Below are 12,144 nucleotides of genomic sequence, written 5' to 3'. Positions count from 1 at the left end.
CGACGTCTACGGCGGTCACGCCGGGGATGTTGCCGATCTCTTCGCGGACCGAGGAAACGCAGTGCCCGCAGGTCATTCCGGTGACGGTGACGGTGTTCGTGCTCATCGATGTCCTTCTTTCTTCGATTCGTTCGCCAGGTGCGATCGGGGTGCCGCGACCCATCTACAGATTTACCATACCCCCCTACCGTATGCAACAGCGGCGGGTCGGGACCTGTGTTCATCGGGCCATACCCCAGGGGCCTGTTCGCGGAATCCCGGTGGTTGGCGCAGCAGGAAACCGGAAGTGGGTCTCCGCGTGAGCAGGGGGCAGCGCTGGTGCCGCATCTCGCGTGGGGAGTGAAGGATTCGATCGCGGCGCGAGACACCCCTCCGGTCGTTCGCTGGGGTGTTTGTCACGGCCCAGCCTTCCCGGAACGGAACTCTCTCGGCGACTTCGAGACGACCGCCTCTTGCGCTGTGTACTATACCCCCCTAAGGTACCAATATCGCGGAGGTTGCGGAGCGGAATCCAGGAGGGCAGCGATGTGCACAGAAGGTGGCAACCAAACCGAAAGATCCAGCTATTCAGAGCTATTCGCGATCGACCGGGGGCTGGGGCTTCGATGTTGCGGGTAGGTCGACCCCCGCGCTCGTCATCGTCCATCTCACACATACCCCGTACCCGTAAGGAATGATTGTCATGTCTACGCAGGCTTCATCCACACGCAAGTGGTGGGCGCTGGCGTTGATCGCCGCAGCCCAATTCATGGTCATCATGGACACTTCCATCATCGGCATCGCGCTACCGGAAATGCAGACCGACCTCGGTTTCTCCCAGGAGAACCTGACCTGGGTGTTCAACGCCTACGTCATCGCCTTCGGTGGACTGCTTCTGCTCGGCGGACGCCTGTCCGACCTGTGGGGCGCCAAACGCATCTTCGCCACCGGCTGGGTGGTTCTGCTCGCCGGATCGATCACCGCCGGCGCCGCCGGGAACGTCGGCACCGAACTGGCCGGACGCGCCATCCAGGGCGCCGGGGCCGCACTGATCGCACCCTCGGCACTGACGCTGCTGATGATGCTGTTCGGTTCCAACCAACAGGAATTGACCAAGGCCCTCGCCGTCTACGGTGCCGCCGCACCCGCCGGCGGTACCGCCGGTGTGTTCCTCGGCGGAATGATCACCGAATATCTCAGCTGGCCGTGGGTTTTCTACATCAACATTCCCATCGCCCTGATCGCCCTCGCCGCGACACCGCTGCTGATGCCCAACGCCCCCGCCCGATCCGGATCGATCGACATTCTCGGCGCACTGACCGTCACCGCCGGACTGGCGCTCGCCGTCTACTCCATCGTCCGGGCTCCCGAGGTCGGCTGGGGCTCCGGTCAAACATGGGGATACCTCACCGCGTCCGCGGTGCTGCTGGCCGCGTTCGTCCTGATCCAGTCCCGGCGCCGTGACCCCCTCATGCGCTTGGGAATCTTCGCCGCCCCCAACCTCGCCGCCGCGAACATCGCCCAGCTGCTGCTCGGTGCGGCGTGGATCCCGATGTGGTTCTTCCTGAACCTGTACCTGCAGCAGGTGTTGGGGTACAGCGCCTTCCCCGCCGGCGCAGCACTCCTTCCGATGACGACACTGATCATGCTCGGCATGATCGTCATCGCGCCGCGGGCTATGCAGCGGTTCGGGGCGAAACCGATGATCGTGACCGGTTTGATCGTTCTTGCGATCGGGCTGGGGTGGATGGCACTGGTCCGGCCGACCGGTAATTTCTGGGTCGACGTGCTTCCGGCTTCCCTCGTTGCCGCAGCGGGTATGTCGCTCGCCTTCATTCCCTCCCTCGGCACGGCGATCTCCGCCGCACGGCCCGAAGAGGGCGGATTGGCGTCGGGCATCGTCAACGTCACCTACCAGGTCGGCTCAGCACTCGGCCTGGCAACCATGACCGCGGTCGCCGCCTCGTTCGGCGCCAACCAGATCGGTAACCTCCCGGAGTTGACGAACGGATTCTCAGCCGCGTTCCTCGGCGCCGCCGTCATCGCCCTGGCCGGTGCTGGGGTCACCGCCGTGTCGATGCGCACGCCCCAGCCGGACACGGCACCGGAACCGGTCCTCGAGCAGCACTGACACAACGAACACGGTGGTGGGAGTCGGCCAGGCGCGGCTCCCACCACACGCGTACCGGCCCTCATTCCGCACGCCGACAACGCTGACTGCTGAGTGCATGGGCACGCAGAACCCCTCCTTCCCGGGCATCATCGTTTCGGGTTCTGCTCCAGACACCCGGAAAGTGGTGGCGGCGTCGGCGTAGGGGGCCGGAGGGTGCCGACACGCCACCGACCCCACGGGGTGATGGAGCCCCGGGGGTTATGGCGACTGGGGGAGCGGCCGATTCCGGAGATACGCGGCCCGGATCGTTCGTTCGTCCACGCACAGGACGTCTGCGAGGGCAGCGGCATGGCGATCGGACAGGGACGCTTCGCCCCGCTCGATCTTGCCGATGGTGGTGGTGCTGATTCCGGCTCGGTTCGCGACTTGCCTTTGCGTCAATCCAGCAAGAATCCGCAGGTCGGCCAGAACCTGACGATTCCGCGGAACAACGAGGAGGCGGTCGAGGGGGATCCCGAGTGTCTCGGTGATCCGGGTGAGGTGCTCGGGCTCGGGGTGCGATCGCGAGGTTTCCCATTTGTGGATGGTGGACGGATCGACACCGAGTGCGCGCGACAGCGCGCCGCGCGACAGCCCGGCCGCAGTGCGCGCGACTTCGAGAGCTCGGGGTTGGAACCCGTTCAGCGGCGGTCTCACCGGGATGGTCCGTTCGTCGGAGCGACATCTTATGGATGATGCAGGTCCCGCCGTTATACCGGATGGGTTTTCGATGGGTTGGGAAGGGCCTCAGTTGCCGAGGAATCGGCGGATCTGCGGGGCGACGGCATCGGCGAGATCGTCCGCCGTCCGCAGCGCATCGAACGACACATCCCGCGCGAGCGTCGCATGCGGGATGCTCGCGCTCATGCGTTCGGCGAGTGCGGCCGGATGGCGCTCATCGGCGCCGGGGACGATGAGCACCGGAACCTCGATCACACCGAGTTCATCGAGCGTGCGAAACGAGCGGTCACGCCCAATGGCGGCAGCGGCGGCGACGCTGGCCGGGTCGGCGCGCGGTATCGCAGAGCGCACCAGGTTCCCGATCAACGGTTGCAAATGGGGAAGAAACAACTCCCACGCCGCTTCGATACCCTCCGTGCGCACCCGCTCGGCAAAGCGGTCCATCAACGCGGTCTCGGCCAACTTGGCCTCGTCGTCCTCGATATCCTCGGCACTGATCACCACAACCGCCCGTACTCGTGCGGGGACGGCCAGAGCGACGCGCAAGGCGATGGTGCCGCCAAGCCCGGTCCCGCCGACCACCGCCTCCGGTACGCCGAGATGGTCGAGGAGGGCGATCACGTCGTCGGCATAGCGACTCCACGTGTGCAGAGCCGGATCCCGGCACACCGAGCGGCCGTACCCCCGCACATCCGGAACTACCACGGTGAACCGGTCCGCGAGACGATTCGCCATCGGGACCAAGCTGTGATGATCCGGGCCACCGCCGTGCAGCAGTACGACGACCGGACCACTCCCACACATGGCCCCGAACAGGAGGGCCCCGTCATCGCCGCGGTAGGTGATTCCATGCATCGCCCCGTCCCATCTCCTCGCGCTCCCAATCCGGAACTCGCAGCAGAAACACGACGAGTGTCTCAGAGAGTGCCCGGCCGTGGAGCTTCCATAGACGGTGACGGCGCCGTCGTCTTGGCGCACCCGCACCCGCACCCGCACCCACACCCGAACCCGGAGGCCGGGCCCGCGGAGATGACCTCACCGTCGGCCGCGGACTGGATCGGGGTGCCGATCGGGGCCGCGATGTCGAGGCCGTCGTGCTGCGCGCCCCAGCGGGGGCCGTAGCCGGAGGACAGCGTGCCGGCCACCGGCTGCACGGTGTGGGCCTTCAGCGGAGCCGGGGGTGCCCGGGTTGACCGGCCCGGGCATGCCGGGCGCGGGCGGTACGGCCGGGAAGTCGGGCAGCTCGATCGCGGGCAGCGAGTTGCAGTTGGTGGTGGCGGTATTCATGATGCGACCCACTTGTCCGCTGTCAACATAGTTGGCATATGCGACCTGCGGGAATGCCAACTATGTTGACGAGAATCGAGACGTTGACGGACAGCGTAGTTGGCATTTCCGTAGCGATTCGGCGGGTCCGCTACGAGCACCGAGTGGCGTTGACGTGCACAGACGACGAAGCCGCCACCCAGTTTCACGAGACGAACCTGCGCCCCAATGCCTGACAATCAAGCGCCAAACCGTAGTGTGTCGCACACCTTGTCAAAAATGCCAATTCTCCTGTCAACGGACAGTTACCGCGGGTGGACGTATTCGCAAGCTATGCGAATAACCAACTTACTAGTTGACATAACGACGGTTATCGGCTAATGAAAAGTGTTGGGGGAGCGGGCTTCTCAGTTCCTCGGCCGTCCACGATCTGAGCGTTCGTCGAGCATGTTGCGCAGCATGTCGGTGACCTGTTACTCGTCGCGGAAGCCGCCATAGCTGCCTTACCGCAGCCCCGCGGCGGCACAGCTATCGCGACATCTCAACGGTATGGTCCCAGTGGCGGCCAGTTCGGCTTGGCGGCACCAGGTAGGCCAGCCTGGTCGCCCAGGGATCAGTCAGCGGCATATGCGTGGCCCGGACATAAGAGATCCGGGGTGACTGCCCATTCCGCTGCCGTGAGCCATCGTCGCACCGGCTCGGTCAGGTTACCGTTCTTCGCTTCCTCGGCGAGCGCACCGGCGAGGATGGGCCCGTCACCGCAGACGCTGCAGGCGATGTCGAATGCCGGTTGCCCGGGTTCGCAATGCCGACAGTGGTGCAGGCTGATAACTCTCGCCCGGTGGTGGGGGTCGGCGTGGAGCCAGGTCACAGCGAGGTCGGCACGTTGGTGTGCCGCCTCGGCGCGAGTGGTCGGCTCATATCCGCAGGTGGGGCACGTCCGAGACGGGCGGACAGGAGGAGCCGAGACCACGGCGCTCTCCGCCGCGACCGGTGTCCGGCGTTTGTTCAGATGCCCATACACCGTGGTGCGCGGCACTTTCAGCATGCCCGCGATCTGGGTGACGGTGTGCTCGCCCGCGTCGTAGAGGCGTTGAGCAAGTTCGATCTGATCCTGGCTCAGTTTCGGCGGACGGCCGCCCTTACGGCCGCGGGTCCGCGCGGCGGCCAACCCCTCTCGAGTGTTGGCCACGAGCAACTCGCGCTGAAGCTCGGCCAACACCGAAAACATGCCGCACATGGCGCGGCCCTCGGCGGTGGCAGTGTCGATGCCCTGCTCGAGCACCTTCATGCCGATGCCGCGCTCACGGAGCTCGGCACCGAGGCTGACCAGGTGCAGCACCGACCGTCCGAGCCGGTCGAGCCGGGTGATCACCAGCACGTCGCCCTCGCGTAGCCGCGCCAACGCCAGATCCAGCTCGGGACGTGACGCCTTCGCCCCACTCGCATGGTCGACGTGGATGTTCTCGGCGGCCACCCCGGCGCGGACCAAAGCATCGATCTGATGGTCGGGGTTCTGGTCTGCACTGGAGCGGGCGTAACCAATCAGCATGTGTCGACAATACTCAGACGCAGGGTTTATCGACACAGTTTTCGACATTGGTTCTCGACGCCCGTGAGCTCGCGAATGTGCTGTTCGAGGCGGGTGTCGGAGGCGAATCGATTATCGTCAGCCCGGTCTTTGGCTAGCCTTGTAGTCGCCTCGCCTCGCCTTTGCTAAAGGTCGCTTGTAGTTCAGCTCGTAGACCTTGTCTCCCTCCAGTCGGATGCCAGTGGTGCCGACCGGCTCGGTTGAGCATGATGTCCACACTTCACTGGAAAGTTCGTGTTCGGCAACGGATCCACGAAGGACTTTGCCGACTGCCAGTTGCGACCGCGCGACTCCCCTTGTCGGTGGCGATCCGTAGACTCGAATTCGTTCTGGTGCATCCCCCCATTCATGTTCCCGGAACACCCTGTGCCCCGGCGTCACCGATGCCGGGGCACAACTATGCGCATCGGCGGACGAGAAGAGCGATAAATGACTGAGTCGAGGCCAGGGCGGATCCCGGTGGGTGATCCCATCGCGCTGCGCTTCGACCCGGAGACCAAACACCGACTCGACGAGATGGCCGAGGGCATCGGCCCTCGCGTCATCACCGGGGTGCACCTGGTGGCGGATCTGAGCCGGATGGGTGGGTTGGCGCAGCATGTGGCCGAAAGTGTGCGCCGCCGGTATCCGAATCACGTCACCTCTGGTGAGGCCGAGCAACTCCTCGGGCGGATGGGCCGGTTGGCGGGTGGGTTGGCGGGTCTGGCCGAGCAGGTGCTCCGGACCCACGATCCCGAGCTGGCGACGGAACTGGATCGACGTGATGACGAGCTCGACGGCCTGCACCGTGAGCTGTTGGATCTGATTCAGGATCCGGCCTGGACCGACAGTGTCACTGTCGCCGTCGACGTGACCTTGCTGGGCCGGTTCTACGAACGGTTCGGTGACCACACCGTGGTGGTCGGCCGCCGGGTGATCTTCCTGGTGACCGGAGAACCGATGGCACAGTAGGTATCGCATCGATGTCACGATCGTAGGCTGGGTCACCTGGAGTTGTGGCAGCCCGCGACCTCCCTCACGCCGGGAAGAGTGCTGCAGATGTCGGAGCTTGACATCCCGACCAGTTGGGCCAGCGTGCGATGGCTGCGGTATGGCGCGATTGGGCTCGTCGTCGAACTCGATGCGAATAGGTGCTCGGAGTACCCCGTCCATCGATGCACAGCTTGTTGCCGCGAGTTAGCGCAAATCAGCGAAACAGAGCTTCCGGAAGGGTGGCTGTGACGTGCTTGCGGTCGTCGCCCGTGGTCACCCTGCACGCGATGCGCTGAGGCGCCGCAGCGACGTCTCGGAGCGCTCGGGCCGTGCCGACCTCACCTACGAAAACTGCATGATTACCTGGTGCGATCTCGCACGGCACCGGCGACAGAACCGGATCTGACCCGGGCGCGAACGCGGCTTTGTTCGGCAGTGACGTGAATGCCCAGCTCTGTACGTGAAGGGGGAGCCGCCCACGGTTGGTGACTTGGACGCCAGCGACGAGCTCGCCGCCGTGCTCTCGTGCTGTGCGTTCGATGGAGGCCACAGCAGATTCGCTGGCGGGCATATGGATGAGCCCCTGAGGAACAATAGTTCCGATGATCGGTGAAACTTTCGCGCGTGCACCCTGCAGGCGGAACATGGTGATGTTCCAGGTCAGTGTGCCTGTCGCAACGACAAGACCTACGACCGCAATAACGAGCGTGACGATCTGCACGGAGGCTGCTCCTAAGCGGTGTTGGTTCCGACGGATAGGTTATCGGCAACGGCCGACACTCGATATTCGGCGAGCGAGACAGCATGAACCCGCACGCAGCAAGCATCTTGCAGCATTCGCTAGTTCCGCCTATCCTCAAAATCACGACGCACCGGCTACCGGTTCGTTGTCCGCCTAAAGCCCCCGATGAGGGGCTTTAGAGCTTTCTAGGGTTCCCACTTCCGGATGCTGTCAATGCTGGGCTTCACCGCATTGAACAGCTGCCGTGATGCTTTTAGCGCCTTCGGGTGTGCCTTCGTCACTTCGCGATGCCGGCGGAGTACGTACGTGACAACGTCCGCAGCCTGGATTCCAAGAGACGTGCACGAATCAACGTACGCAATCGGCTGGTGAATCCGCAGAAGCTTCGTCGGTCGATAGCCCGGCGTCGCCTGACGCACGTAACCCTCGATAGCGGCGATTGCTGTTCCCGAATCATCGACAATGTCAGCTGTGACGGTCGAGGTCTCGTCGTGCCGCTTGCAATGACCCTCCACCCGTTCGAGGAGATGGCGCAGGGAAATCCGATAGGGATTGTCCGGATACTTGTACCGGGCATTCAGCTTCCGCACGTCGACCCCTTGCAGATGTACTCGGGCTCCGCAGTTGACGACCGCGTGTACCACCTTCCTGCACACCATGACCGACTCGTGTGCCCGGCCATCGAAGCAGCTCCACGACTTCTTGCCTTGCATGATCTCGTGGGCGTGGAACTCGATGTCGTCGGGAGTTCCGTGCGTGCGGCCGATGTCCTTGCGAAGCAACTCCAGGTCGGACGTGAGGGTCGCAAGTTGCTGTTCGGTGAAGATCACACCGCCGACGTAGTAGTCGTCTTCACCGTACGACTCGTCGATGAAAGTATGGAGCACGGGTCATGCCCTCCGTTCGGCCGCCGACCAGCGCTGATGGTGCAGCCGGCCTGTTGCACGAAAGCATTGCCTATTGCCCGCCGTCCTTCAAACAGACCTGTGTACACGGCTGGGGACAAAGAGTGCATGAAATGCCGATGTCTTGTGGAAACTATGTTGTACAACATGTGGACTGATTCACAGAACTTCCATGTCATGTGTTCTCCACAGTGTGGATGAAAACCCGTTCGGTGTGTCTCCATGTCCACGCATCCGGGCGTGTCTTGTGGGCGTCGTCAATCGGCTCTGCCCTGTCATTCTTGGATCGCCCGCTCTTTCTTGGAACCCGAGACTCGGCTGGCAACGGAGGACAATCTGTCGAGATTGCTGTTGGTAGTCCAGGCAGGTGAGCCCTCGCCGTCGTACTTCGCAGTTACGATCCGCGCCATGTCGACCAAGCGCATCACAATCACGCCAGAGAATGGCAATGCCGTGGAGTTCATCGGTGACGGATTCCGGCTTCGAAGGCTGGCCCTCGGTGTCCTATTTGTCGTCGGATCGGACGGCAAGGTTGTCTGGCAGCAACTGCTTGAGCATGGCGTCCGAGAGCGCGTCCGCGTCGAGCTCGAGGGCTACGGCGACGAGTACGTCACCCTATTGGCCTCGTCATGAAGGATTGGGCGCCCGTCATCGCGGGCATCATCGCGCTGATCGGAATCTGGGCAACGATCTCACGGGCGCGGGCGACCTTCGAACATGGGCGCGTAGAGGCTCGGAAGGATCGTCAACGGGACCTTGTTGCCAATCTGATCGCGACGGGACGAGCGTTGATGGACATGCAGCACATTTCTTTTCTCGCGATGGCCAAGATGCGCAGCACGAATGACTTCATCGAATGGGCCAACACAGACTCTGTGGCAAAGCAGGGAGAGCTGACACAAGAAATGCGGAAGCTTCTGGTGCGCGGGCTGACCGAGGTCGCCGACATCCGACTCCGCCCCTACATCGTCGACATCTCGAATCAGATCGAGTCGCTGTCGCAGGATCCTGCGGGCGACCTGATTGATACGGGTCTCTCAGATGCCATCCGATTCGAAGCCTTGCGTGTGCAACTCGGCCATCTCAGGGCTATCGAGAAGACCCTGTCGGAATTTCAGGCCGTCGCGATCGAACGTCTGCCTGTCGAGATCGACACACCCCCGAGCCGTCTTGGCGTGCTCACTCGACGCGTGTGGAAAAGTCTGCGATCACTGGCAGGTTAGGGATAGCCTTACGCTCTTCGTCTTTCTGGCCCACGGATGAGTCAGTGTCGGTACCGAGCGCACTTCTCTTCTCGGCTGGTGATCCACCTTCCCAGCGGTCGGCCACCTGCGGTGTCCCCCAAGAAGAAGATGCTCCGCTGCGCCTCCGCCCGGTAAGGGCATTGATTTGTTTTCCCTTCTGGCCTTCCGATTCTGATCGGCGGTGACCTGCGCGCAACCGCCGACACCGCGGTGGCCTGCGGCTCCGAAAACTCTTTCCGCCGCTACGCTCCCCCAGATTTTCCGACTCGACAGTTGCACTCCGGCCTCCTCATACCGATCCGATTCTCCTTCGCCAGAAGGGCAAAAAAATTGGCGGGACGTCGAGCCCGCCTCGGATCGCTGGGAGGGCCACCAATGGCCGCACGCACCGCAAACACGGCAGACAAGGCAGAAGCTCGCCGTCAACTCGCCGCCGACCTGCACGCACGCATCGGTGACCAGGTATCGGCACTGGTCGAGTCCGACAAGTGGCTCGCCTACCTCGACGCCGCCCGGTCGTTACACACCTACAGCCTGAACAACGTTCTGTTGATGCTCGCGCAGCGGCCCGACGCCACTCAGGTCGCCGGATTCCGGGCATGGCAGCAGCGTGGACGCCAGGTTCGAAAGGGTGAGAGGGCAATCCGCATCTTCGGCTACAGCTCCCGCACCGTCACCGACACCGACACCACGACCGGCGAGGAAACCAGGCGCAAGGTCCCCACCTACCCGGTGCTGTCCGTCTTTGACATCGACCAAACCGACCCGATCGAAGGACACCCCCAACCCGACCCGATCGCCGCCCACCTGACCGGCGCCGACGAACACGGCATCTACGAGCGTGTCCGCGACGTCATGATCGCCCAGGGCTGGAGCGTCGAGCGCGCCGCGATACCAGGTCAGACCAACGGATACACCACCCTCGACGGAGCCCATCGCATCGTCGTCGACGCCGACCTTGCACCCGCGCAAGCTGCGAGAACAATGATCCACGAGGCCGCTCACGCGATGATGCACGCCACCGGCGACATCGACCCCGCCGAACTGCACCGGGGCCGCTCCGAAGTCGAAGCCGAATCCGTTGCCTACGTCCTCTCCGGACTACTCGGACTCGACGCCAGCGACTACAGCGTCGGCTACATCGCCGGATGGGCAGAAGGGGACACCGACACCATCACCGACACCGCCCGCACGGTCCTGGCCACCGTGCATACCCTCGCCGAGGCACTGACCCCCACCGCAACCGAAGCGACCGACGAAAGCGAAACCGAGCACACCGCCGCCTGACCACCGGGACAACGGAAACCCCTCCCACGGAACGCCACGGCACCGGACCGCCGAAATGTCCGGTGCCGTTGGTCGGTTCTAGACCCCCTTGCCGCCGGTGGGATGGCGCCTGCCCGGCGGCCGGCCACCTGCGGTGTCCCCCAAAAGGAGCTCCGCTGCGCTCCGCCCGGGAAGAGCATTGATTTGTTTTCCCTTCTGGCCTTCCGATTCTGATCGGCGGTGACCTGCGCGCAACCCCTGACTCCGCTGCGCTCCGGCCTACGGCTCCGGGAAACTTCTCTCGACTCGCTGCGCTCGACGAGAAACTTTCCCGGCTCAGAAGTTGCACTCCGGCCCCCTCATGCCGATCCGATTCTCCTTCGCCAGAAGGGCAAAAAAATTGGCGGGGCACGAGATTCGAGTCCCGTCCACGACGAAAGGTTCACCCTCAGTGAGCGTCACCATCATCAACCTCGAAGAGCACACCACCCCGGCAGTGCTGTCCACCACCGAGCGCCACGACAAGGCCCGCGAACTCACCACCTGGGCAACCGGTCAGATCGCCCGGTCGCAGACCGCAACCGGTGCGGTCAGGGCCGGGCACCTGGCCAACGCAGCACGCGCCCTGGACGAGGCCAGCGCGCTCCTGCATTCCTAAAGCGACGAGAGAAGGAAAAACATGTATGACGTGGTGAAAATCTGCGAGACGACCGACCGGGTAGCCGAGTTGTTCAGCGACGGTGAGTTCGGGGAAGCGATCGCGACTCACTGCACGTGCAGTGAGGTCGATCGGTTCGTGGAACTGCTGCTCGCGACCGGAAACCACGACAGAGCCGAACACCTGCTCGTGACCCACATCAAGGTCGACAAGTGCGCCGACGTGCACACCTCGCTACATCAGCCAGACCCACCAGCGCGCGCACTCGCACACCGCTGACCGCCAAAAACGTCGTCTAACACCAGAACACCGGGCAGCTGGAATCTGCCCGGTGTTCTGAAAACGAAGTCTAGGAGAACGAACACCATGACCGCAACCATCGACACCGCCACGACGATCGAGACCAACGACGAAACGTTGATGCGGCTCGACCCGAACATCATCGAGATCGGCCGCAACTGCCGCACCACGGTAGAGCTGCCGCTCGCAAAGGAATTCGTCGACTCCGTCCGCAACCATGGGGTACTGCTGGCGGTCACCGCGATCGAGCTGGCGGACGGCACGATCAGCCTCCGCGACGGGCAGCGACGCACATTCCCCAGAAAGTAGGGGTGTTGTGTCGGCGTGAGTTGGCGGACGAGTCGCAATTTCCGGCCGCGACGCAGCGGCATCGGCTCAGCGCGTGGAT

At 63.7% G+C, this 12,144-nt stretch carries 14 protein-coding genes and 1 pseudogene; 8 read left to right on the top strand and 7 right to left on the bottom strand.

Annotated elements, in window-relative coordinates; genetic code table 11:
• Window positions 1-106 (bottom strand): heavy-metal-associated domain-containing protein (locus ACH49N_RS28105; protein ID WP_397504809.1); only part of this gene is annotated, 106 nt, incomplete at its 3' end.
• A 576-nt stretch (window positions 107-682) separates the two neighbouring features.
• Here ACH49N_RS28105 and ACH49N_RS28100 point away from each other — a divergent pair.
• Entirely contained in the window at window positions 683-2,110 is a 1,428-nt protein-coding gene (locus ACH49N_RS28100) for an MFS transporter (protein ID WP_397504806.1), read from the top strand.
• Between the two features lie 240 nt (window positions 2,111-2,350).
• On the opposite strand, the gene ACH49N_RS28095 is transcribed toward ACH49N_RS28100, so the two are convergent.
• From ACH49N_RS28095 to ACH49N_RS28080, 4 genes and pseudogenes are all read right to left on the bottom strand, one after another.
• On the bottom strand, window positions 2,351-2,788 hold the full coding sequence (locus ACH49N_RS28095) for a helix-turn-helix transcriptional regulator (RefSeq protein ID WP_358275899.1): 438 nt from the start codon (window positions 2,786-2,788) through the stop codon (window positions 2,351-2,353).
• A 90-nt stretch (window positions 2,789-2,878) separates the two neighbouring features.
• Window positions 2,879-3,667 carry an alpha/beta hydrolase gene (locus ACH49N_RS28090; protein ID WP_358275919.1) on the bottom strand — a complete coding sequence of 263 codons (789 nt, stop codon included), beginning with the start codon at window positions 3,665-3,667 and terminating at the stop codon, window positions 2,879-2,881.
• An 87-nt stretch (window positions 3,668-3,754) separates the two neighbouring features.
• Window positions 3,755-3,975: pseudogene (locus tag ACH49N_RS28085) on the bottom strand (M23 family metallopeptidase); the annotation flags it as partial.
• Window positions 3,976-4,691: 716 nt separating this feature from the next.
• Complete coding sequence (locus tag ACH49N_RS28080) at window positions 4,692-5,630, bottom strand: recombinase family protein (RefSeq protein ID WP_358275897.1); 939 nt, start codon at window positions 5,628-5,630, stop codon at window positions 4,692-4,694.
• A 468-nt stretch (window positions 5,631-6,098) separates the two neighbouring features.
• Between ACH49N_RS28080 and ACH49N_RS28075 the strand changes: the two genes are divergently transcribed.
• On the top strand, window positions 6,099-6,620 hold the full coding sequence (locus ACH49N_RS28075) for a PhoU domain-containing protein (RefSeq protein WP_358275895.1): 522 nt from the start codon (window positions 6,099-6,101) through the stop codon (window positions 6,618-6,620).
• A 235-nt stretch (window positions 6,621-6,855) separates the two neighbouring features.
• On the opposite strand, the gene ACH49N_RS28070 is transcribed toward ACH49N_RS28075, so the two are convergent.
• Together ACH49N_RS28070 and ACH49N_RS28065 are read right to left on the bottom strand one after the other, a co-directional pair.
• Window positions 6,856-7,362, bottom strand: coding sequence for a hypothetical protein (locus tag ACH49N_RS28070; protein WP_358275893.1), 507 nt, complete (start codon window positions 7,360-7,362; stop codon window positions 6,856-6,858).
• Window positions 7,363-7,568: 206 nt separating this feature from the next.
• Window positions 7,569-8,270 carry a DUF3800 domain-containing protein gene (locus tag ACH49N_RS28065; RefSeq protein WP_358275891.1) on the bottom strand — a complete coding sequence of 234 codons (702 nt, stop codon included), beginning with the start codon at window positions 8,268-8,270 and terminating at the stop codon, window positions 7,569-7,571.
• 426 nt (window positions 8,271-8,696) lie between these two features.
• Here ACH49N_RS28065 and ACH49N_RS28060 point away from each other — a divergent pair, with 426 nt between their 5' ends.
• The 6 genes from ACH49N_RS28060 (at window position 8,697) to ACH49N_RS28035 (ending at window position 12,065) form a co-directional block, all read left to right on the top strand.
• Entirely contained in the window at window positions 8,697-8,921 is a 225-nt protein-coding gene (locus ACH49N_RS28060) for a hypothetical protein (protein ID WP_358275889.1), read from the top strand.
• Between the two features lie 158 nt (window positions 8,922-9,079).
• Window positions 9,080-9,511: a hypothetical protein gene (locus tag ACH49N_RS28055; RefSeq protein ID WP_358275887.1), complete on the top strand. Its 432-nt coding sequence runs from the start codon at window positions 9,080-9,082 to the stop codon at window positions 9,509-9,511.
• A gap of 396 nt (window positions 9,512-9,907) precedes the next feature.
• Window positions 9,908-10,819 carry an ArdC-like ssDNA-binding domain-containing protein gene (locus tag ACH49N_RS28050; protein WP_358275885.1) on the top strand — a complete coding sequence of 304 codons (912 nt, stop codon included), beginning with the start codon at window positions 9,908-9,910 and terminating at the stop codon, window positions 10,817-10,819.
• Window positions 10,820-11,249: 430 nt separating this feature from the next.
• On the top strand, window positions 11,250-11,456 hold the full coding sequence (locus tag ACH49N_RS28045; protein ID WP_358275883.1) for a hypothetical protein: 207 nt from the start codon (window positions 11,250-11,252) through the stop codon (window positions 11,454-11,456).
• Window positions 11,457-11,477: 21 nt separating this feature from the next.
• Window positions 11,478-11,735 carry a hypothetical protein gene (locus tag ACH49N_RS28040; protein WP_358275881.1) on the top strand — a complete coding sequence of 86 codons (258 nt, stop codon included), beginning with the start codon at window positions 11,478-11,480 and terminating at the stop codon, window positions 11,733-11,735.
• Between the two features lie 87 nt (window positions 11,736-11,822).
• Entirely contained in the window at window positions 11,823-12,065 is a 243-nt protein-coding gene (locus ACH49N_RS28035; RefSeq protein ID WP_358275879.1) for a ParB/Srx family N-terminal domain-containing protein, read from the top strand.
• The last annotated feature ends 79 nt before the right edge of the window (window positions 12,066-12,144 follow it).

The sequence above is a fragment of the Rhodococcus sp. NPDC019647 genome (assembly GCF_044389235.1).
Classification (GTDB): Bacteria; Actinomycetota; Actinomycetes; order Mycobacteriales; family Mycobacteriaceae; genus Rhodococcus_F; species Rhodococcus_F oxybenzonivorans.
Note: the sequence above shows the minus strand (reverse complement) of the source record. Positions and strands in the feature narration are given on the sequence as shown.